The organism is Burkholderia sp. LMG 13014, assembly GCF_905232215.1.
GTDB lineage: Bacteria > Pseudomonadota > Gammaproteobacteria > Burkholderiales > Burkholderiaceae > Burkholderia.
In genome coordinates this window covers 18,175-39,504 of sequence record NZ_CAJNKE010000011.1, presented here as the reverse complement: position 1 = coordinate 39,504, position 21,330 = coordinate 18,175, and the positions used below count along the sequence as shown (strand labels likewise).

Below are 21,330 nucleotides of genomic sequence, written 5' to 3'. Positions count from 1 at the left end.
CCCATGAAGATCGACCTGACGAATCGCGTTGCGATCGTGACCGGCGGCCAGGTCGCTCACCCGCTCGCCCAACGCCTCGACGAGGTGGCAAACCGCGACGGCGAGAGGGTTCCTTCGTCCGACGTTGCCCAGGGCGATCTGGAGATCAACGCGGGGATTGCGCGCCGTTCCGGGGATGGCCCCCAAGAATCGACTTTCTATTGCACCTCATCCAACTCAGGAGCGTGATCATGGTGAAGCGTTTATTTGTCGCAATCTCTCTCGTTGCCGGGATCCTTCTGGTGTTAAGCCCGGGATTCATGGTTCTGTACCACATCGAGCACTACGACTCGTCCCAATAGGCCTTACCTGGAACAATCGAAAATGCCGGCGCAGCCTTGCACGCGGGTCGTGTCGAACACGAGCCGCGTAGCGCATTGCTCGCGCTTCGGTGGCGGCTTTCGGTCTTGAACCGGCCCGACAGTCTGTGGGTCCATGTGTCGATGACGCGCGAGCCCGCGCGCTTCGGATACGTTCAACTGCGTAGATCAGTCTGCCCCTGCCATGCGCGCACGTGTGTCTGAACACGCCCGTACGCACCACGATCTCCCGCGGGGAAATCTTCTGGCGGACGTGCACCACCACCCTCCCCAGCCCGCATCCCCACCTTGACCGCCCTGCATCCCTGCTCGAAAGGTTGAGCGGGGAGTTCCATTAACCGGATCAGATATCGCCGCCGCGCAGCACACGCCGGCGAACTGCCGCTGCTCAACCCGCCGCCTCCCCCATCGCCATGGCATGCCGAGCGCGACGTTGATCCACTCCTGTGCGGGGCTAGTGGAAAACGCCAATTTCAGCCTGGGCGACATTTGTAGACACTAGACTTGGTCAAATGACCAATTCGCATCAAGCGACGACAGACGCCCAGGTGCGTGACGCAGCGAGGCTGCATTCGCGGCGCGAGGCTAGACGGCGCGTCGATCCAACGACGAAACGCGGGATATCGGAAGCTGCATTCCCCAAAATTCCTTGGTTCGCCCGCTTGGTCAAATGACTCAGTCAAAAGACTTGATATCGGGTCTGACGTTCCGAGAACGAATTTTTCACAAGGAGTCGAGCATGGACAGGCTGGCAAAGAAGAACGAGTGGTTCGCAAGAGCCGAAAAGGTCATCCCGGGCGGGATGTACGGTCACCAGAGCGTCAAGTATTTGACGGAAGATTTCCCGCTGTACTTTGCAAAAGCGAAAGGTACCCATCTCTGGGACGTCGACGGCAACAAGTACATCGACTACGTGTGTGGCTACGGCACGAATCTGTTCGGCTACGGCAACGAGCGGATCGAGCAGGCCGCAGCCCTCCAGTTGCAGAAGATCGACACGGCAACGGGCCCCAGCGAGGTGATGGTTCAGCTTGCCGAGGCGCTCACGCAACAGGTCAGCCACGCCGACTGGGCGATGTTCTGCAAGAACGGCTCGGACGCCACGTCGATGGCCATGGTGATCTCGCGCGCCTATCGCGAGAAGCGGAAGATTCTTGTTGCGCGCGGCACGTACCATGGTGCGTCCCCGTGGAACGTGCCCTATACGACGGGGATTACCAAGGAAGACCGGGCTCACGTCGTCTACTTCGAGTACAACGACATCGAGAGCCTCAATGCCGCTGTCAAGAGCGTCGACGGTGACATAGCGGCCATCTACGCAACGCCGTTCCGGCACGAGGTGCTCTTCGATCAGTTTTTCCCGTCGATCGAATACGCGAGGAATGCCGTCGCCTCGCGGACGAGCAGGAAGCGCTTCTGGTCGTCGATGAGGTCCGCACGGGGCTGCGCCTGTCGCGTGATTGTTCGTGGTCGGACTGGGGCGTGCACCCGGACCTCAGCTGCTGGGGCAAGGCCATCGGCGGCGGCTACGCGATCGCGGCGGTGCTCGGTTCGGACAAGGCACGAGAGGCTGCGACGAACATTTTCGTCACGGGTTCCTACTGGCTCTCGGCGGTGCCGATGGCCGCGGCAATCGAAACGCTGCGCCTGGTACGAGAAACGGACTACCTCGAACACACCAAGCGGTTGGCGGACAAGCTGCGCGCCGGCATCGCCGAGCAAGCCGAGCGGCATGGCTTCGAACTCAAGCAGACCGGGCCGAGCGTCATGCCCCAGATGCTTTTCGCGGGTGACGACGAACTCGTGTCGCGCGGCCGGGCGTGGGCTTCCGAAGTCATCAAGAACGGCGCCTATCTCCACCCGTGGCACAACATGTTCTTCACGGCGAGCCACACCGACGACGACATCGCACGTACGCTCGAGGCGACCGAAGCGGCGTTTGGCGCGATCAAGCAGAAGGCGATTGCAGTGAGCCGCCTGGATATTCTGGACACCGTGCAGCGTTAATGCCGGATGCGCTTGATCGGCGCGGGTTTTCCGCGCCAGATCTGGAGCGCGCTTTACAGCATTTCGGATCCAGCCGGATCCGACCAAGGCACCAGCTGAAAGGCGAATTCGGCTGGTGCTGCTTCTTTGGGAGAAGAGCCAGGATAACCATCGTTGGCAGGTCATTCAGGGGCCATGCCTCGATGATCGTCGTGGCTTCATCCAGCGTCCCGAACCCATGCAGGTTAAAGCATTCGTCGCGGATTGATCCGTCGTTGCCCGACGTCGATGGATGGCACTTCTCGCGTGAAACCATCCAGGATCTACCACATCCGCCAACGCGATCGAACCACGCCTCATCGGCGCCGAGTCGACCGATGCGATGTGGAAGCCCGACTACGGCAGGGTGCTGATCGAGCGCATCTCGACGCGGCTGCCGGGCAAGCAGGCAGGGCAACGACAGGTTCCTGCCACATGCGATCGGTGGCGGTCGACGGCGGGCACCCCTGTTCCTCGCTGTGCAAAGCAAGTCCTCTTCTGAAGTTTCAAATACCCGATTCGAAGGAGTTTTGTGATGGCAAATACCGTAACGGCGCAGGCAATATCCGTCATTGGTCTCGGCGCAATGGGAGCGGCCCTGGCCAAGGCATTGCTTGCCGCCAATCATCGCGTCACCGTCTGGAACCGCACGGCGAGCAAGTCCGCGGCGCTTGGCGAGGTTGGCGCCCAGGTCGCACACTCAGCCGCGGAGGCGATCGATGCGAGTCAGGTCGTGATCGTTTGCGTACTCGACTACGGCGCGTCCGACTCGTTGCTGCGCACGCCGGACGTCGCGGCCCGTCTCAAAGGCAAAACGATCATCCAGCTCACGACGGGCACACCGGAGGACGCGCGAGATGCTGCGGAATGGGCCAAGGAACACGGCGTGGCTTACCTGGACGGCACCATCGGCTGCTACCCCAAGGATATCGGCACGCCGGACGGATCGATTCTGTATGCCGGCTCGCGTTCGACCTTCGAAGCCCTGCGACCTGCCCTGGCGAACCTGAGTGGACATGCGTTGTTCGTTGGGGAGCGATTCGAGAATGCCGCCATTCTCGATGGCGCAGTGGTGGGTTCGTTCTCCCTGGGGGCCGCGCTCGGGTTTCTCTACGGCGCAGCCGCGTGTGACGCCGAAGGCATCTCCCTCGACACCTACTTGTCACTTGCCTTGGCGCGTCGTCCCTTCGTCGAGGATACGCTTCAGACGTGCGTACAGATGATCAAGAAAGGGAATTACTCAGGGTCGCAGGCCACCCTGGACAGTTGGGCCGCGGGTATCGGACAGCTGGTGGCGTTCAGCCAGGAAAGTGGCACGGACAGCAGCTACCCGCAGGAAGTACTGGCGCGACTCCAGCAGGCCGTCGCCAAGGGCCACGGTCAACATGAGCTGGCCGCCGTGTTTGAATGTTTCAGGAAGCCGCTCGCGGACCGGGGTTAGATACAACCCGACCCGTATCCCGTTCCGCTCTCAACGGCCCCGTATTCACGTCGTCTGTTGACGCCAGCGGAACGGGAAACGTCAGCATCGCGATCGGACGACCGAAGGCATTCCGGTGACCGAGCGAAGGCGAGCGCGCGCAACTCATCTCGATAGCGCGTTCTCGCTCGATCACGGCTGTGCTGGCCTCGTGTGCACGCATCGTGCGGCGACGCCCACGGCGCGCCGGACGGCGCGCTTGGGCAACTGCTCGAGTTCGTGCTGAAACTTCACATCCGTACCGGGTACGCCACCGAGCTCGATCGCGGCGCGTCCGTTTCTTCAAGCTCGCAAGCTGATCGACCAGACAGTCGCAGCGCGAATCGATCGATGCCGGCTTGTCATGCCTGGGCGAGAGAGAAGCGGAGGTCCCGTTCCGCAGCCGAAGGGCCGCAGACCTGACACCGGAAACAGAACCTCCACCCACTGCAGGCCAAATTCGCCCCACGCTGCCCGCAAGAGCGCGGCGTGGGTGGCAAGATATTGCTCGCAATCAAATGGCCCCCTCCACGGCGGGATAGCTCACGATTGAAGTAGCCATCTCCGTTTTCCCGCATGAAGATCCAACGGCATTCCGCTGGCCGTGCGGCAATCACTGCGGATTTCGTTCCAGGCTGCCAATGGTGTAGCGTCGATTGAGGTTCGTTGCTTTTTCCTGCGCGCGCTCCAGCGCGCAATAGGCGTAATACAGCGAGACGGACAGGTAAGACCAGGAAAGCAACGCGAAGATATAGAAGATCATGTGATCATGGTCACCAGGTATAGGGTAGAAGTCATAGGTGCTCGCAATAATCTGCGTGGCGACCAGTGCCACGATCACACTCACGGCGTTGCGCTTGTCGCCAATTCGCAGCAGCTTCCCGACGACGTACACGAGATACACCGAGAACAAGGACCACATCACCAGATAGAAATACGGCTTGGGCTCGACCATGAAGTCTGCCGTCCACACAACGACGGTTCCCGCCAGCGCGCCCACCACATACAAGACGTCAGTGAAAATCGATGGTTTATGTCGGTGCGTAACAGCCATCATGCCAACGATAGTGATGACAGGTACGCCGAAACCTCTGGAAAATGCATCGCAAAAAAGCGAGGTACTGAGAAATGCGTGCTCGCCAGTCAGCGCATTGAGCATCAAATTCGATGCCGAGAACGTCGTCACCAGCCACTCGAATCCGAGCAGGCCGTTGCGCCGCTTGAGAAGCTTCACGCCATAGACGAGTGAAGTCGTTATCAACGCAAGATCGGCAAGGCAATAAAGATAAAATTTGAGTTCCATGACACATTCCAATGATCGTCAAGAATTTGAGTAACCATCGCGCTTGCCAACGTCAATACTCATCCGTGCATCACCTCTCGACGCGAGAAGACGCTATCGGCATGGATTGGTTTCGCACTGGCTTGTCGGGCGGCCGGCGCCGCCCCGGGCACCCGCAAGGGCCGGGGCGCGTTCGCGTGGCAAGCTGATCGCGTCGCCTCACGCGTCAGGCGATAGCCGCCTCGGAATGTCGCGACTTGAACTGCCGGATCGCCATGCTGGTCAGGAAGATCGGCACCACCAGCAACCCGACGGACAGCCAGCCGACCGCGCGCAAACCGGCCACGCTGAACACCGTGCCGGCAATCGCGGGGCCCACTGCCAGGCCAAGATTGATTGCCGACGCACAGGTCGCGGTGCTTCGTCCGCTGGCATCCATTTGTGAAAGTGCCCCCACCATGTAAGGGGCAACCAGCGTCGCACCGGCACTGACGAGGGCCGTCGACACGAGAAACGCCCACCTGCCGCCCACGCAATACATGCCCAGGCTGCATACGATCAACAGCGCGAGTCCAAAGGCAATCGGCTTGAACAGACCAAAACGATCACCCAGCCAGTTGACCGCTACCCCCACCGGCAACTGGAAAGCCGCATTGATCATGAACAGCATGCCGAGTTGCTCCGCTTCAACACCCCGGGTTGCAGCGACCTCTGCGGCGAAACCCATGAGGGCCGTCTGCGACACGTAGATGAAGAATGCGCTGAACAGAATCCCTCGGACGTCACTGGATTTGATGGCGTCCTTCGCGACCTCTTCCTCGCTTGCGTTGACGGCGGGATGCATGAATGCGCCGAAGAACAGCGCCGTCACGACAACGGCGAGCTGGACGGCGTCCACACCGATATTGCCCATCTTCACATTCACGATCGGGACGACGTACATCGCACAGGAAAATATGATGGCCATCGCCACAGCGACTTGAGCCGCGACCTTCTCCGGGTGCTTGACGTGTGCAATCACCCCGTACGCGCAAACGCAGCTGACGCCCAAGGCGGCGCCGAGAACCAGCTTCGCAGCGACGAATACATAAAAATTATTTGAAAACATCGCACACGTCGACAGAACGGCAAGCGCTGCCGCAGCGAGCGCCCCCGTTCTCTTGTTCAACGTCGCCATGTGACGACTGAAAATGATGATGGAAAGCGCAAGACAGAGCAGTACCGCAGACGCAAGCCATCCAGCGGTGCTCTCGGACAGTCCGAACCGGGCCATCGATTCTTCGATGTTGAACGGAAGCAGGTAGGTGGGCGTCCAGACCACGGCCCCGGTATAAAGCAGGGCGATTTTCCGGATTCCCTTGATTTCGTAACTCACGATCGACTCCTTGACTTTTGCACGAATGCGAAATCGTGACGAGGCATCGAATTGCCCTCTTTTTCGCATCCGCACTGACACTGTTTCGAAGACTGCTTCATCCAACCGAAAAATCGCAATTTCAGAATTGCTCGCGCTTCACCGACCTGTTGCATTCCGTCGATCGACTACGATGCCGTCAGGTGATGGAGTCGCCCAATTTCCGCGTGAAAACCGGGCCCGGACTCCCCCATCACGACCGTTAATCGAAATGCCCGACCTCGAGAAAATCCTTCATTTTCAACAGGTCGTTCGGATCCGACATTTGACCGTTACGCTCGACAAAGCCGGCGAAAGTCGTGCCGTACGTCCAGCCGAGCAGGCGCTGCAGTTCTTCCGGATAGCGCTTCACGCGCTCGATGGGCAACGTGAGGTACTGGTTTTCTTCCTGCCGGAGGATGGCCAGGTCATACGACATCGTCAGGCCGGTGCGCGGTGCATCGCTGGTGTTCTTCCCGCCCCCGTGATAAGTGGAGCCGATGAAGAACAGCGCATCGCCGGCGGACATCTCCGCGGAAACGGCTTCCTCCTGCTTGGGGCTACGCTCGTCGTCCCACTTGTGGCTACCCGGGATGACAAGCGTGGCGCCGTTTGCCGCCGTAAAGTCGGATACCGCCACCATGACCTGGAACCGGGCCTCGCGCCCATAGTTCGGGTGCCGCCAAAGCCATACGGAATCGTCACGATGCAACGGCTGAAGGCCTTGACCCGGCAGGATCTGGATGGCTTGCGTCACCCCCACCTGAATATCGGGAGCGATATCGATCTGGTTTTCGCCGCTCCAGATCTTGATCGGCGTCTGCAGGATGCTGCGCGCCGCGCCCAGATAGAGCGGATGCAACGCAACCTCGGCCATCCAGTCGGTACGCGCAAAGAGGCGCGAGACCCGACGCGTCTGTGTACCTGCAAAGTAATCGTCTACTCCGTTCGGAGCGGACTGGAGCGTGTCAAAGAGCGACCGCTGGATCTGCGCGAGCAAGTCGGAACCGAGAAAGTTCTTGACGATCGCTCCACCATCCTGGCGAACTGCGTTCGCAAGATCTTCAGGAGTGCTATCACTTGAAAGGCGTTGCAACGACATGGTGCTTCCTCCAACAGGTGTCAATGATTGAAAAGTGCAGCGTATCCCCGGTCACCACTGCCTTCTGCAATGGACGCCAGGATTCGCTCGCGTAGCGCCTTCAGAATTCGAGGCGGCTGCCCGATATCTTCCTGCGCTTGCTGAAACAGTCCGGTGGCCCGCGCGTATATATCCAGATCTGCGCCTCGTGGTTGATAGTCTGAAGCCGCCACGGATTCGAACAGACCTTCGATGAAGTGGGTCTGACCGGCGATATAGGTTGGGATCAGGTCGCGAATCTCGTCGATCGAAATGCCTGAATTCACCACGAACCTGAGGCCTTCCAGGAAGGCTGCGCCAGCGCCGAAAACGAAGGTGCCCGTCAACCCTGCATCGAGCACGTTCGGCACATCGGGTCTGGCACTGACGTAGGTGGATTGCGGCGCAATCTTTCGAAGCAGAGGCTCAACCTCGCTCCAGATCTTCTCGTCGCCACCCAAAAGGATGACGGCGCTCTCACGGCCGATATCGGGCGGGAAGCACTGGATCGTTCCGTTGATGAATTTTGCGCCAGCACCCGTCACGATTTGATCCAGTACCTGGACCTCGGATGGGCGCCCCGTTGCCAGATTGACCACCGTTTTCCCTTTCAGCCGCTCGCCCAGCGCCTCGAAGTCCGCCGCGAGGTCAATCGGTGTCGCCGTCACGACGACGATGACGTCTGCCTGATCGCAGGCTGACGTGGCGCTATCGGCAACGCGTGCGCCCAGTTCAAGCACTCGCTGCGCCTTCTCCGCTTTTCTGTTCCAGACGACGACCTTCTCGCCATCCGCAATCAGGGAGGTGGCAATTGCAGACCCCATCGCCCCCAGGCCCAAGACAGCAATCAAATTGCTCATTCGCATTCCCTATCGTTGTCGTTGACCACACCACCAAGAGAGATTCATCGTTCAAGTCAACAACCAAGATCACACGACTTGGTCATATGACTACAAAGCAATGCACATGCCAACCCGATTCAAGTGATCATCCTTCCCTGTATTGCGGCTGACGCGCCCGGTGGCGAAACACATGCCCCGGAGCGGGGAGTTCGCTGCACCAAGAGATACCCAAAGTCACGTCAGCGGTGCAGACAAGTTGACTTGATCAAATGACCACGTATCCACAGGCACGAATCTTATGCCTCGACAGGACATTTGGAATACGGAGTTTCCATTAGCCACCTCATGAAGGCACCGTACAAGCCAACGCAGTTGCGCCCATTCCGCGCGACACGTGGCTGCCCTTTTCGCGGACACACGTCGGTCACCGCATTTGCGTATCTCCCGAGACAGCAGCATCGAAACCGGAACGCAAACGCCGCTGGACAAGCGGAGCACCGCTTGATGAGCCGGGCCGATGCCCGATGAATGCGTGCGCCCCTGGTTCCCGAAGCAAGCTGCCGAGTCGCATTCGCTTCACGATGTTTGTCGGGTACCGCGATGCACCGGTGCCGCGATCATGCGCGGCACGTCCCGGTGAACGACTTTTCTTGCGCCGCCATAGCGGCGCAACATCCGTGCAGGACAACGCCTTGCGTTGCTTGCGAAATGCCGTCCATCGTCATGCTAATATCCGAAGATTCGACTACCCTGCACGGGTAGCACCTTTGGACGAAGACATAAAACGGAGCTCTGGCCAATGCAGAGAGTACGGGCTGAAGTCCGCCGCCAGGACCTCGTAGCGGCGACTGTCGCGGTGATTGCAGAGCACGGTGTGAAGGGTGCCACGACCCGGCGCATCGCCGAGGCCGCAGGGTGCCCACTGGCTTCCCTGCACTACGTCTTTCACTCAAAGGACGAGCTGTTATTCGCGGTCTACGAGTCCTTGATCGACTTGATCCGCTCGGATAGCCCGGAGGCGCCGGAGCACGGCACCCTGTCGGAACTGGCGGAGTTCAACCTGCGCTCCGTGATGGCCTGGTTCGAAGCAAACCCGGCATACGCGAAGACTCAATCAGAGTTGTACACTTGGGCGCTCAGACATCAGCCCGACATGGCCATTGGCGCCCTTCGCATATCCCAGGAAGGTGCCCGTTCCATGCTGGCCGCCGCCGAGCCTCGCGCGGATGCCAAGGCGCTGGATGCCATCGCGCGGCTGAGCATTGCCCTGGTCGACGGACTGCTTTTCTCGTGGTTTGCCCAGGAAGATTCGAAGCGTCTGGCCACCGATGTCGACCACGCCAGCAAGATGCTGGCCGCCTACGCGACGACGCTTCTGGACGCTCGCCCTGCCGCCAAGACTCCTCGCAAGTCGGTACGGAAGCAATAAGCTCCTGCCACCTGCCCCGAGGCACCGGCTCCCCGGTGTCCTCACGGCGGCAGCGTCACGTCGCCTCTTCAAAATGACCGCACGGTGCGCGGCGCATGACATTTTCAGCTTTGTCCCGTGCGCCGCCCTACTCGCTAGCGCTGCTCGAAGGTGCTTTCACGAACCGTTGTGCGCGTCCGGCCGCGCACGTGCGACGCGAGGTGATGGGCACCGCCGAAAATCCACACGGGCTGCGACCAGGCAGCCCGTTTCCAATCGCATCGAAACCTGACGCTCCCGGCAGGCGGCCCTCGGTCTTACGTTGCCGCTCTCGCGCTCACGGGTTTACCTCCATCGACAGCGCTTCTTTGTCTGCTTAACATTTGCCGATCAAATGATCAAGTCAAGCGATCACATTTTCCAAAATCAGCTCAACCAAGCGAACTGAATATTCAGGGCACCCGTGGCCGGCTCATTCATGGACAAACTTTCAAGAAGCCGACATAATTCACGAGCGTTATGGTCACTTGACCATGTATCACGGATAAACACTACACCTGTGTATGACGTGAACGGAAGAGGATTTTCGGGTACCGGAGTTTACCAATGACAAGAGTTCGCGCTGCGTTGCGGCGACAAGATTTTGTTGACGCTGCCGTCGAAGTCATCGCCGCGCACGGCGTTGCCGGAGCCACCACGCGGCGAATCGCTGAAGCCGCAAACTGCCCTCTGGCATCGCTGCATTATGTATTCCATACCAAGGACGATCTGTTCGATGCGGTTTACGAATCCCTGTTCGACCTTCTCGCAGCGAATGCCCCCGCTGACAGCAAAATTCATTCTTTCGGCGAACTCGCCGGATGGCAGCTGCGCAAGATGGTCGAATGGCTCGTGCAGCATCCGTCGTACGCCCGCGCACAGTCTGAACTGATCCAGTGGGCAGAGCGTCATCGCCCCGATTTCGCGTTGAAAACCTATGTCCAGACGATCGAGCGAACGATCGCTTACCTCGGCAAGTGCGCGCCGCAAGTCAACCATGACGCGATTGAATCCGTCGCCAGAATGAGCATCATCCTGATCGATGGATTGCTGAACAGTTGGCACGGGGACACGAATATCCACCAGCTCAGGGCGAACCTGGATCATGCAAGTTCAGCGCTGGAGGCGTTTGCCACCTCCCTCTCGAGCTCGACGGTACAGGCTTGAGCGTCGACACGGCGCGTCATCGCACCCATAGCCGGCAGCCCGACAGCACCCGTCAGCGCTCCGCCTCATCGCACGCTTCGACCTTGCCACCTCTCGGTAGACGGACGTCCGCATACCGCCGGACGCCCGTCGTCGATTCCCGCTAGCTGACGGCGCCCGGCGTCGCGCCGAACATCGACTTCGTCTCCAGGAACTCCTCGATACCGGCGTAGCCCCACTCTCGTCCATTGCCGGATTGCTTGTACCCACCGAACGGCGCCGCGATATCGACAGCCGCGCCGTTCAAATGCACCATCCCCGTCCGCAATTTTCTGGCGACGCGCTCCGCCTGTTCGATCGAGTCTCCATAGACGTAGCCGGACAATCCGTACGGCGAGTCGTTGGCGATGGTGACGGCGTCCGATTCATCCCGATAGGGGATGATCACCAATACGGGGCCGAAAATCTCCTCGGTTGCAATCTTCATGCGATTGTTCACGCGGCTGAACACCGTCGGCTTGACGTAGTAGCCTCGCTCAAGCCCGGAGGGATTACCGAGCCCACCCGATAGAAGCATCGCGCCCTCGTCGATTCCCACCCGGATCATCTCCTGCACCTTTTGATGCTGGCGCTGGTTCGCCATCGGCCCCATGGTCGTACCGGGATCGCGCGGATCACCGACGACGACCTGCCCGCATGCAGCGACCGCGATCTGCTCCGCCTCTTCGAGCCGATGCGCCGGCACCAGCATGCGCGATGGCGCGGTGCAGGTCTGGCCGGAATTGGCCATCATCTGGAGCACCCCGTGCGTGACGCCCTGCTGAAAGTTCTCGCTATCCAGAATGATGTTCGCCGACTTGCCGCCCAGCTCCAGCGTCACCCGCTTGATCGTCGTCGCAGCGGCCTGAGCGACCTCCACGCCAGCGCTCGTCGAACCCGTCAGCGACACCATGTCAAAGAGCGGACTGGATGCAATCGCCCTGCCCAGGCGTTGACCGGCGCCCTGCACGAGATTGAATACGCCGGGCGGTACGCCGGCCTTCTCGAGGATCTCGGCAAGAACGATGGCCGAGTACGGTGCATTCTGACTGGGCTTCAACACGATCGTGCAACCCGCCACCAGCGCCGGCGCCACCTTGCACATGACCTGGTTCATCGGCCAGTTCCAGGGCGTAATCAACCCGCACACCCCCACCGGCTCCTTGACGATCCGCGACGTGCCCTGGGTTCGTTCAAACGGATACTGCTTCGCGACTTCCAGGGTCGTTTGGAGGTGCCAGAGCCCCAGCGCCGCCTGAAGCGGGCGAGAGATGGCGTCCATCGGTGCGCCCATCTCGAGCGTGATGGCGTCCGCCATATCCTGCAACCGCTCGGTGTATGCACCGATCACGCGCTCGAGCAGCTTGAGCCGCTCGACGAGGGGCGTGTTCGAGAATGCCGCGAAGGCGTCGCGCGCCGCCTCCGCGGCCAGGTTCACATCGGCTTCGTCAGAGAACAGCAACGCGCCGGAGACTTCGCCCGTCGCCGGGTTGATGATGTCGTGCTCCACGCCACCGTTCGCAGGCGCTACCCAACGGCCGCCTATGAACGCCTTGCGGAGATGGTCTGCTTCGAAAATCGGCATCTGCTCGCTCCATGTCAGTTGGTATCGAGGGCGAGTCTTCAGCCTTCTGGATCGCCCGGGAAGATCCATACTATCGTCTTTTTTGATCATTTGGCCAAGTCACATGACTCGGTAATAATCAGTATTGCCACCGGCACGCCGAAGTAAGACCCTTCACGGAACGAACAGTCATGTCGCCGCAAAAGATCTGCAGCGGGCTTGACCCGATGATGATGGAGACGAGACCACGAGACGACTTCCGGCGAAGCTCGCAACACGCCGAAGCTACTTTTCTCAGGCGGATCGGTTTGGTCTGCCGGAACGGACATCCGACCATCACGGCCAGCAGACATAGGTCTGCTCGCCGCTCACGTATCCAGCCAGGCATCACAGAGGGTTAACCTTCATCGACAAGGAATTTTTCGAGCAATACTTTCTACTACACGGTCATTTGATCAAGTCATATGGCAGACTTCACGCCGGATAGCCAGGAAGTAAGCAATCCGCAAAGAAGCGCACCGCGATCCGGTCGCTTTTGACGTCAACATCGAACGACAACTCTCCCTCGGGAGCGAAAGGTAATCACCATGGCAATCATTCAAGTCCAGCAGATCATGCACGAGAACCCGCTGCATGCTCGCGCTCCGCATGAACCCCGCTACGAAGATGGCAGTGCCTTCTGCGACGGCAACTACGTCCCCATCACCGAAGCGACCGTCCCGCTCGTCGACGCGGGATTCCTGCATGCCGATGCGGCCTACGATGTCGTCACCGTCTCGCGGGGCAACTTCTTCCGGCTCGATGATCACCTCACGCGCATGGAAGAATCGTCGGCGAAGTTCTTCCTCGAGAATCCGTTCAATCGCGAGCAGGTCAAGGAGATTCTCCACAACCTCGTACGCAACGCCGGTCTGAAGGACGCGTACGTCTGGTGGTGCGTCACCCGCGGCCCGCTGAGCGTCGATCGCCGCGACCGCGGCGCGATGAAGAACGCCATGTTCGCGTTTGCCGTGCCGTTCTTCTTCCAGGCCGACGACGAGGTCCGCACGCGAGGCTCGAACCTGCTGATCAGCAAGCTGTACAACCGCATTTCCGCGAAGGCGGTCGATCCCACGGCCAAGAACTTCCACTGGATGGACATGAAGCTCGCGCTGTTCGAAGCGATGACGCAGGAGAAGGACTGGGCGGTTCTCGTCGACGAAAGCGACAACCTCACCGAAGCAGCCGGTGCGAACGTGTTTTTCATCAAGAACGAGGAACTCTATACCCCGGCCGAAGGCTGCCTGCTGGGCATCACGCGCCAGAGCGTCTTCGACATCGCCGCCGAGCTCGGCCTCAAGGTGAACATCGGCAAGTACACCGCGACCCAGCTGCGCGAGGCTGACGAAGCATTCACCTCGTCGTCGGCAGGCGGGATCATGCCCGTCAGCGCAATCGACGATCAGCCGCTCGGCAACCGCAACGGCCCCGGCCCGATCTCCGAGAAGATTCACAACCTCTACTGGGAGAAGCGCTGGGCAGGATGGCACGCGCAGCCGGCTGAATACTTCTCGTCGGTCCCGGCATAAGCCGGAAGCCAGAAGCCGTTCACAAGTGGCGCGTACGAAGCCGATCCGGTCGAACCGGCCGCATCCGGCCCTGGTGGGCGCCCAATAGCTGCACGCAGTAACAAACCGTCCGGCACGCCAACAGGGTGCCGGGCAATACGAACTCCAGCGTGACAACGATGACCTGGAGTTCGCCGATTCACGAAAAAAAAGAAAAACGCACTTTCACTCATTTCGCATAGCTAACAAACGGACAGAACTTCCAAGCCGTTCATCCGCATTCATCTATGCATAACCCTTTGGCGGGCGCACGTCACCTGGTCAAGGTCAAGGAGATAGCCGTGGTCAAGACTCATGCTTTCAAGAAATCTGCTTCGCTCATCCGATCGGCAGCGAAATTGTCCGTCATCGCCTCCGCAGTCGCGATGACTTTGACCGGTGCGCTGGCGGAAGGTACGGATTCGGCTCATTCGCCGTCGGGTGCCGAAGTCGCCGGCACCGCGAGCGGCATTCCCGCATGGACGCCCGTAGGTAACGTCGGGGCGGGCTGGAGTTACGGCAAGCGCCGCGCGGATTTCTTCAAATACAAGTCCGACAAGCCCCTGTACACGATCGATGCCAGCAATGTCGACAAGTACGCGGACAAGCTCAACCCGGGCCAGATCGCGCTGTTGAAGAACCTGAAGGGCTTCACGATGCCGGTCTATCCGTCCCGGCGCACGTGCGGCGTTCCCGATTTCGTCGCGGAGAACACGAAGAACAACGTGGGCTTCGCCAAGATGAACGCGGATGGGTCGGAACTCGCCGATGCTCACCTGCCCGGCTACCCGTTCCCTGCGCCCAAGACCGGCGCGGAAGTGATGTGGAACGCGAAGCTGCACTACCGCGGCGCCGGTGTCGAAATGCGCGACATCATCACCGTCGTCTCTCCGCGAAAGGGCGCGTCCGACTGGATCAAGAACGTTTCCGACGCGTGGATCTACCAGCCGTGGGGTGACAAGGCCGGTACGACGTTCGCGAAGGTCAATCAGGTCGAAGGAAACGCCTACTACGCGTACAAGTCCCCGGCGGCCATTGCCGGCCAGGCCGCGATCTTTACGACCTACGCGGGCAAGCCGACCGAAGTCTTCTACTACTTCCCGGGGCAGCGCCGCACCCGTCGCATGCCGTCGTATGCGTACGATGCGCCCCAGATCGGCTTCGACAACCAGTACAACATGGATGAAGCGCTGGTCTTCTCCGGACAGACGGACCGATTCTCCTGGAAGCTGCTCGGCAAGAAGGAAATGATCGTGACGTATAACGACCTGGGCATGTACGACTTCTCGGACAAATTTGAAGATGCGTATGGCCCCGACTTCGTGAACCCGTCGAAGCGTCGCTACGAACTCCACCGCGTGTGGGTCGTGGAAGCCACCGTCAAGCAGGGGATGCGCCATACCGCTCCCAAGCGCCTCTTCTACGTCGACGAAGACAGCTGGAACTACCTCGGCGCGGTGGACTACGACGCGCAGGGCAACATCTCGAAGGTCCGCGAGGGCTACGTCATTCCGGTGTATGAGACGGGGAGCTGCGACACGCTCGCATTCGCTCAGTACAACCTCGTCGATGGCCGGTATCTCGTGGACGGTTCGATGCTTGCGGCCGGACGGGACGCGAAGTGGTCGGTCGACTCGTCGGCGGACCAACACTACAAGCCGAGCTTCTACAACGCCGATAATCTCCGTGCGTTGAGCGAGCGTTGACAGGGGCCGAAACAAAATGGCTACCCCCTCCTCATTACAGCCCCGATCCAGCGTGATCTTCGTGCGCGCGGCGATCTCGGCGTTTGTCGCCCTCGGGTGCGGCAGCGCGCACGCCTTCACGTTCACGATCGGGAATGTCGAAGGTAGTTTCGACTCCACGGTGTCGGCGGGTGTCGGTATTCGAACCGCCTCGCCAAGCAGCAACCTCGTATCGCCGACCTACAACCAGGCCACCGGTGCGCAGACCGGTGGCGGTCGACTCGGTCAATTGAGTGGCCTCTCCGATCAGGGCGACATCAACTACGGCAAGGGAGATCCGTTCACGAGCTATCTCAAGGGCAGCCACGAGCTGCTCCTGAAGATGCCGTCGCAGGGGCTCACGTTCATGGCACGTGGCACCTGGCAATACGACTACTCCGGCACCCACACCACCGGTGCAACCAGCGGGCAGAACCTTTTCTATAACCCACCGCCCAGCCTGAACGGCGGGCTCTCGTCCGACGCCGAGAAGAACATCCGCTTCAAGCCGCGCTTGCTTGACCTGTGGGTCAGCAAGCAGTTCAACGTAGGCGATCAGATTACGCGCATCCGCGTGGGTAACCAGGTCGTCAGCTGGGGCGAAAGTATCTGGGAAGTCGGGGGGATCAATGCGACGAATGCGATCGACGTGAATCGCGCATCGCAACCGGGCGCGCAGGTCAAGGAATTCATCCTGCCTGCCCCGATCCTGAGTGTCGCGTCCGGCGTGGGACACGGCGTGAACGTCGAAGGGTACATTCAGAGCAACTGGAACCAGAATTACCTTCCCCCGGTTGGCAGCTATTGGTCGAATCAGATCGTAGGGCCCGGCAACAATGCGTATGGCGTCGCGACCGTCCATCCGAAAAACGGCGGGCAGTACGGCTTTTCCATTCGCTACCAGCCCGCGGGAACGGACCTGAATCTCGGTTTCTACACGATCGCGTACCACGACAAGTTCCCGCAAGTCTCGCTGAGCTCGACGGGTGGGACGGTCTTCAGATTTCCGGAAGACCGCCACATGATCGGTGTCAGCGCCAACTTCCCGGTTGGCGACTGGGCGATCGGCACCGAGCTCTCGTACCGTCCGCGAGATGCCGTTCCCCTGAACCCGGCCAGTGGATGCGTCGCGCAAGGGGGGAACTGCTGGGTCGACGAGAAGCGATTCCAGTGGCACCTGACCACCCTCTACTCGCTCCAGCCGGGCAATTCCGGCTCATTCCTCAAGCTGCTCGGCGCGCAGACCGCCACGCTGACGACCGAGACGGTGATCATTGCTTATCCCGGGCTTCACAAGAGCTATGGCGGGTCGCCGATTTCTCCTGGTGCGCTTCTGTGGGGGAATGAATTCAATGACTTGTTCGCGACCGGCGCACTCAACTCGCCGGGTAGTGCACAAGGAACGAAATACTCCGGCGGGATCGACGTCGATTTCAACTGGGTTTACGACGGCACGGTCATTCCCGGGTGGCAGGTCAATCCGGGGATTTACGTCCGGTACGGCCTGTTCGGCAATACGCCGAACGTGAATGCCCAGTTCATGCGCGGCGTGACGGCGATGAACCTGTATGTGAATTTCATACAGAACCCGGCGAACTGGCAGGTCGCGTTGAACTACACCCGCTTCATGGGCCCGACCAACCCGCTGGCCAACCCGCTACGTGATCGAGACTTCGTGGCAATCGTCGCATCTCGCAATTTCTGAGGTCAATATGAATCAAACGCCTGTTTCCGACGCAGCCCGGCCCAGCAAGCTGCTAAGAATTCTTCATTCGCTGGAAAACACGCTGTTCGGTCACAGGCGTCTCGTTCTGGCGCTTCTGGTTCTCTTCACGGTCGTCATGGCCTGCTTCGCCGTCAAGCTGCGCATGGACGCCGGGTTCGAGAAGCAGCTTCCGCTTGGCCACGAATACACGCAGACGTTCAACGAGTATCGCGGCGACCTGCTCGGCGCCAACCGCCTGATCGTCGTCGTCAAGGCCCGCAAGGGCAGCATCTGGACGCCGGACGCGTTGAAACGCCTGTATGAGGTCACCCAGGCGGTCACGTTTCTGCCGAACGTGTCTCGCAGCAGCGTCCAGTCACTCTGGACTCCGAATTCATTCGTCAACGAGATTACCGAAGACGGATTCCGGGCCGACCCGCTCATTCCCGGCACCGTGACGCCCGATCAGCTCGACAGCAATACGGTCGGCGCCATTTCGCGCTCGACGGCCCAGGGCGGCTTCGTCGGCAGCCTCGTGTCGCGCGACCAGAGCAGTGCAATGGTCACCGCCGATCTCAACGAGCTGGATGCCAAAGGCGAGCGGGTCGACTATGTGGCATTGGATCAGGCGCTCGAATCGCAATTGCGAGCCAAGTTCGAGGATTCGAACTATGAGATCCAGATCATCGGTTTCGCGAAACAGATTGGTGATATTGCAAACGGCGCATCGTCCGTCCTGAAGTTCTGCGCGATCGCCCTGCTCCTGACCGCATTGGCCGTCTACTGGTACTGCCGCTCCATTCGCCTGACGATCCTGCCGCTGACCTGCTCGCTTGTCTCGCTCGTCTGGCAGTTCGGTACGCTGCATCTCCTCGGCTACGGGCTCGATCCATTGGGTGTGCTGGTTCCGTTCCTGGTGTTCGCGATCGGCGTGTCACACGGCGTCCAGCAGATCAACTTCATCGTTCGCGAAATCTCCCACGGTAAATCCGTGGAGCAAGCCGCTCGGTCCAGCTTCAGCGGGCTGCTGATTCCCGGTACGCTCGCCCTGGTGACCGCTTTCGTCTCCTTCGTCACGCTGATCCTGATTCCGATACCGATGGTTCGCGAGCTCGCGATCACCGCTTCGCTCGGCGTGGCGTACAAGATCGTCACGAATCTGGTGATGCTCCCGCTGGCAGCGTCGATGCTCAAGGTCGACGGCAACTATGCAAAGAATGCGGAGCTGCATGCCGCTCGTCGTGGCCGCGTGCTCCGGGTTCTCGCAAAAGTCGCCGTTCCGCGCAATGCCGCGATCATCCTGCTGGCGGCCGTCGTGGTGTTCTGCGTGGCGGCCTGGGAAAGCCGGGATCGCGTGGTCGGCACGCTGCAGGCCGGCGCGCCCGAGCTTCGCGCCGACGCCCGGTTCAACAAGGATTCGGTTTCCATTGCGTCGAGCTACGACGTCGGCCTGGACTGGATTTCCATCGTCTTCGAAGCGCCGCCCCAGTCTTGCAACAACGTGGAAGTCGGCGCCTATCAGGATCGCTTCGTCTGGTCGATGCGTGCCGTTCCCGGCGTATTGTCGGTCGTCTCGTTTTCGTCGTTGCTGCGGCAATACAACGAGGGGTACAACGAAGGCAATCCGAAGATGTCGGCGATCCCCATCGACCCCGACAACTATTCATCGCTGGCCGGCGAGGTGGCCCGCACGCCCGGCGTCATGCGCAAGGACTGCAGCATGACCGCGGTGAACATCTATCTGGCAGACCACAAGGCGACCACGATCACCCAGGTGATCAACGCAGCGAAGCAATTCCGCGATACGAACAAGCTGCCGGGCGTGAAGATCCGGCTCGCCTCCGGAAACGCCGGCGTGCTGGCCGCGGTCAACGACGAAATCGAGCGCAGCGAATTGCCGATGATGCTTTACGTCTATACGACGATCGTCCTGCTCGTCCTCGTCACGTACCGTGACCTGCGCGCGGTCCTTGCATGCTGCCTGCCGCTGACGATCGGCACGTTCATCGGGTATTGGTTCATGAAGGAGCTGCAGATCGGCCTGACCGTCGCCACGCTGCCCGTGATGGTGCTGGCGGTGGGCATCGGCGTCGACTATGCGTTCTATATCTACAACCGCCTGCAGTTGCATCTCGCCAACGGCGTCGGCATCGTCAAGGCGCTCGAACAATCGATCCTCGAGATCGGGACGGCCACCATCTTCACGGCGATCACGCTCGCGATCGGCGTTGCCACCTGGTCGTTCTCCGAGCTCAAGTTCCAGGCGGATATGGGCAAGCTCCTGGCGTTCATGTTCATCGTCAACATGGTCATGGCCATGACGGTTCTGCCCGCCTTCGCCGTCTGGCTCGAGCGCATCTTCCCGCGGCGCCGGCCCGCGCGCGCACCCGGCCTGCTCGCACATTGAAGAAGAAGAGGATTCCATGACCCTATATCGTAAGGTTCTCTCCATGTCGGCCGGTATCGTCGTCTTTGGCGCGCTGATGAGCAGCGTGCAAAGCGCGGCATCCGCATCGGAACTCAGGCCCGTTCCGGCCGTCCAGTCCAGCATTGCGACCCAGTCGCCCGTGCTGGATGCAACGTGGGCAGGCCAGCGGGTGGTGAGTGTCGGCGCGAACGGCGTCATCCTGCTGTCCGATAACCGCGGCGCGACGTACCGCCAGGCCAAGGCCGTGCCCGTGAGCTCGACGCTGACGTCCGTCAGTTTCATCGACGCCAGGACAGGGTGGGCAGTCGGCCACTGGGGCGCGATCCTGAAGACGACCGACGGCGGCGAGACGTGGGAGGTTCAGCGTCTCGCGACGACCGAGGATCGCCCGCTGTTCGGCGTTCACTTCATCGATGCCAACCACGGCGTGGCCGTCGGACTCTGGTCGCTCATCCTCGTCACCGATGACGGCGGCAAGACCTGGACAAAAAAGGAAGCCGTTCTCCCGAACGGCAAGAAGTCCGACCTGAATCTGTTCGGTCTTTTTTCGAACAGCAATGGCGAGATCTTTGCCACGGCCGAGAAGGGGCAACTCTTTATCTCCAAGGATAAGGGCAACACCTGGGAGAGCGTGGACACCGGTTACAAGGGGTCGTTCTGGTGCGGCGTGGCGCTGCCCAATGGCGTGCTGCTGGTCGGCGGGCTGCGCGGCACGTTGATGCGAAGCGAGGACAACGGCCAGACCTGGTCACGCGCGACACTCGACACCAAGAATTCCATTACCGCGCTTGCGTCCCGAGGCTCCACGGTATTGGCGGTGGGTGTCGACGGGCTGCAGGCTCAAAGCGTCGATGATGGAAAGACGTTCCAGCGCCTGCACACCCAGACCGGGACGACGTACACCGCGGCGCTCCCCTCGCCTGGCGACAAGTGGCTGGTTTTTTCTCGTGACGGGGTCGTCGCGCAGTAACTGTCGGATGCTTGATTCGCGCAGCGAGCCGTGATTGTGACATGCGGCTCGCTGTGTCGAAGCCTGCCCGACCCGGGATGGAGGGTGCAGCCAAACGGCCATCGAATTCGCCTACCGTGGAGGCCAGGGGTAACGCGATGAAGAAGCGGCATACGGACGCGCCGCCCGCCCGCATCCCACATGAGGCCCAGGGCCAAGCGATCAGGCCGGCGATCTGCGCAACCGCCGCAACGGCTCGGAG

15 protein-coding genes and 1 pseudogene are annotated in these 21,330 nt (G+C 60.6%); 11 read left to right on the top strand and 5 right to left on the bottom strand.

Going from position 1 to position 21,330, the window contains the following annotated elements; genetic code table 11:
• Positions 1 to 3 precede the first annotated feature (3 nt).
• The 4 genes and pseudogenes from JYJ84_RS03190 to JYJ84_RS03175 all read left to right on the top strand — a co-directional run bounded on the left by JYJ84_RS03190 (position 4) and on the right by JYJ84_RS03175 (position 3,825).
• The gene (locus JYJ84_RS03190; protein ID WP_122950397.1) at positions 4 to 228 is read left to right on the top strand and encodes a hypothetical protein; all 225 of its coding nucleotides are present in this window, start codon (positions 4 to 6) and stop codon (positions 226 to 228) included.
• An 801-nt stretch (positions 229 to 1,029) separates the two neighbouring features.
• Positions 1,030 to 1,512 (top strand): annotated as a pseudogene (locus JYJ84_RS38460) (aminotransferase class III-fold pyridoxal phosphate-dependent enzyme); the annotation flags it as partial.
• A gap of 218 nt (positions 1,513 to 1,730) precedes the next feature.
• Positions 1,731 to 2,366, top strand: coding sequence for an aminotransferase class III-fold pyridoxal phosphate-dependent enzyme (locus JYJ84_RS03180; RefSeq protein WP_205182346.1), 636 nt, complete (start codon positions 1,731 to 1,733; stop codon positions 2,364 to 2,366).
• A 553-nt stretch (positions 2,367 to 2,919) separates the two neighbouring features.
• The gene (locus JYJ84_RS03175) at positions 2,920 to 3,825 is read left to right on the top strand and encodes an NAD(P)-dependent oxidoreductase (protein WP_175221935.1); all 906 of its coding nucleotides are present in this window, start codon (positions 2,920 to 2,922) and stop codon (positions 3,823 to 3,825) included.
• A gap of 631 nt (positions 3,826 to 4,456) precedes the next feature.
• Here JYJ84_RS03175 and JYJ84_RS03170 read toward each other — a convergent pair.
• The 4 genes from JYJ84_RS03170 to JYJ84_RS03155 form a co-directional block, all read right to left on the bottom strand.
• A complete protein-coding gene (locus JYJ84_RS03170) occupies positions 4,457 to 5,146 on the bottom strand; it encodes a hypothetical protein (RefSeq protein WP_174957492.1) in 690 nt (229 codons plus the stop codon).
• Between the two features lie 205 nt (positions 5,147 to 5,351).
• On the bottom strand, positions 5,352 to 6,500 hold the full coding sequence (locus tag JYJ84_RS03165) for an MFS transporter (RefSeq protein WP_236027640.1): 1,149 nt from the start codon (positions 6,498 to 6,500) through the stop codon (positions 5,352 to 5,354).
• A 241-nt stretch (positions 6,501 to 6,741) separates the two neighbouring features.
• Complete coding sequence (locus JYJ84_RS03160) at positions 6,742 to 7,620, bottom strand: phytanoyl-CoA dioxygenase family protein (protein WP_175221936.1); 879 nt, start codon at positions 7,618 to 7,620, stop codon at positions 6,742 to 6,744.
• Between the two features lie 20 nt (positions 7,621 to 7,640).
• A complete protein-coding gene (locus JYJ84_RS03155; protein WP_236027639.1) occupies positions 7,641 to 8,498 on the bottom strand; it encodes an NAD(P)-dependent oxidoreductase in 858 nt (285 codons plus the stop codon).
• A 781-nt stretch (positions 8,499 to 9,279) separates the two neighbouring features.
• Here JYJ84_RS03155 and JYJ84_RS03150 point away from each other — a divergent pair.
• Positions 9,280 to 9,909 carry a TetR/AcrR family transcriptional regulator gene (locus tag JYJ84_RS03150; RefSeq protein ID WP_174968625.1) on the top strand — a complete coding sequence of 210 codons (630 nt, stop codon included), beginning with the start codon at positions 9,280 to 9,282 and terminating at the stop codon, positions 9,907 to 9,909.
• A 585-nt stretch (positions 9,910 to 10,494) separates the two neighbouring features.
• Positions 10,495 to 11,094, top strand: a complete 600-nt coding sequence (locus JYJ84_RS03145; RefSeq protein WP_175221938.1) for a TetR/AcrR family transcriptional regulator — start codon at positions 10,495 to 10,497, stop codon at positions 11,092 to 11,094.
• Between the two features lie 142 nt (positions 11,095 to 11,236).
• On the opposite strand, the gene JYJ84_RS03140 is transcribed toward JYJ84_RS03145, so the two are convergent.
• Positions 11,237 to 12,697 carry an aldehyde dehydrogenase family protein gene (locus tag JYJ84_RS03140; protein WP_175221939.1) on the bottom strand — a complete coding sequence of 487 codons (1,461 nt, stop codon included), beginning with the start codon at positions 12,695 to 12,697 and terminating at the stop codon, positions 11,237 to 11,239.
• A 566-nt stretch (positions 12,698 to 13,263) separates the two neighbouring features.
• Between JYJ84_RS03140 and JYJ84_RS03135 the strand changes: the two genes are divergently transcribed.
• From JYJ84_RS03135 to JYJ84_RS03115, 5 genes are all read left to right on the top strand, one after another.
• Complete coding sequence (locus JYJ84_RS03135; RefSeq protein ID WP_175221940.1) at positions 13,264 to 14,244, top strand: aminotransferase class IV; 981 nt, start codon at positions 13,264 to 13,266, stop codon at positions 14,242 to 14,244.
• Positions 14,245 to 14,648: 404 nt separating this feature from the next.
• Complete coding sequence (locus tag JYJ84_RS03130; RefSeq protein WP_175221941.1) at positions 14,649 to 15,968, top strand: DUF1329 domain-containing protein; 1,320 nt, start codon at positions 14,649 to 14,651, stop codon at positions 15,966 to 15,968.
• Positions 15,969 to 15,984: 16 nt separating this feature from the next.
• Positions 15,985 to 17,691, top strand: coding sequence for a DUF1302 domain-containing protein (locus tag JYJ84_RS03125; protein WP_175221942.1), 1,707 nt, complete (start codon positions 15,985 to 15,987; stop codon positions 17,689 to 17,691).
• A gap of 7 nt (positions 17,692 to 17,698) precedes the next feature.
• The gene (locus tag JYJ84_RS03120) at positions 17,699 to 20,098 is read left to right on the top strand and encodes an RND family transporter (protein ID WP_175221943.1); all 2,400 of its coding nucleotides are present in this window, start codon (positions 17,699 to 17,701) and stop codon (positions 20,096 to 20,098) included.
• Positions 20,099 to 20,114: 16 nt separating this feature from the next.
• Entirely contained in the window at positions 20,115 to 21,089 is a 975-nt protein-coding gene (locus JYJ84_RS03115; protein WP_175221944.1) for a YCF48-related protein, read from the top strand.
• Positions 21,090 to 21,330 lie beyond the last annotated feature (241 nt).

Excerpts from the sequence above, each read along its gene's own strand:
- JYJ84_RS03150 (WP_174968625.1), top strand. The coding sequence starts at position 9,280 with ATGCAGAGAGTACGGGCTGAAGTCCGCCGCCAGGACCTCGTAGCGGCG.
- JYJ84_RS03170 (WP_174957492.1), bottom strand. The coding sequence starts at position 5,146 with ATGGAACTCAAATTTTATCTTTATTGCCTTGCCGATCTTGCGTTGATA.
- JYJ84_RS03135 (WP_175221940.1), top strand. The coding sequence starts at position 13,264 with ATGGCAATCATTCAAGTCCAGCAGATCATGCACGAGAACCCGCTGCAT.
- JYJ84_RS03130 (WP_175221941.1), top strand. The coding sequence starts at position 14,649 with ATGACTTTGACCGGTGCGCTGGCGGAAGGTACGGATTCGGCTCATTCG.
- JYJ84_RS03125 (WP_175221942.1), top strand. The coding sequence starts at position 15,985 with ATGGCTACCCCCTCCTCATTACAGCCCCGATCCAGCGTGATCTTCGTG.
- JYJ84_RS03115 (WP_175221944.1), top strand. The coding sequence starts at position 20,115 with ATGACCCTATATCGTAAGGTTCTCTCCATGTCGGCCGGTATCGTCGTC.
- JYJ84_RS03140 (WP_175221939.1), bottom strand. The coding sequence starts at position 12,697 with ATGCCGATTTTCGAAGCAGACCATCTCCGCAAGGCGTTCATAGGCGGC.
- JYJ84_RS03120 (WP_175221943.1), top strand. The coding sequence starts at position 17,699 with ATGAATCAAACGCCTGTTTCCGACGCAGCCCGGCCCAGCAAGCTGCTA.
- JYJ84_RS03155 (WP_236027639.1), bottom strand. The coding sequence starts at position 8,498 with ATGAGCAATTTGATTGCTGTCTTGGGCCTGGGGGCGATGGGGTCTGCA.
- JYJ84_RS03145 (WP_175221938.1), top strand. The coding sequence starts at position 10,495 with ATGACAAGAGTTCGCGCTGCGTTGCGGCGACAAGATTTTGTTGACGCT.
- JYJ84_RS03175 (WP_175221935.1), top strand. The coding sequence starts at position 2,920 with ATGGCAAATACCGTAACGGCGCAGGCAATATCCGTCATTGGTCTCGGC.
- JYJ84_RS03160 (WP_175221936.1), bottom strand. The coding sequence starts at position 7,620 with ATGTCGTTGCAACGCCTTTCAAGTGATAGCACTCCTGAAGATCTTGCG.
- JYJ84_RS03190 (WP_122950397.1), top strand. The coding sequence starts at position 4 with ATGAAGATCGACCTGACGAATCGCGTTGCGATCGTGACCGGCGGCCAG.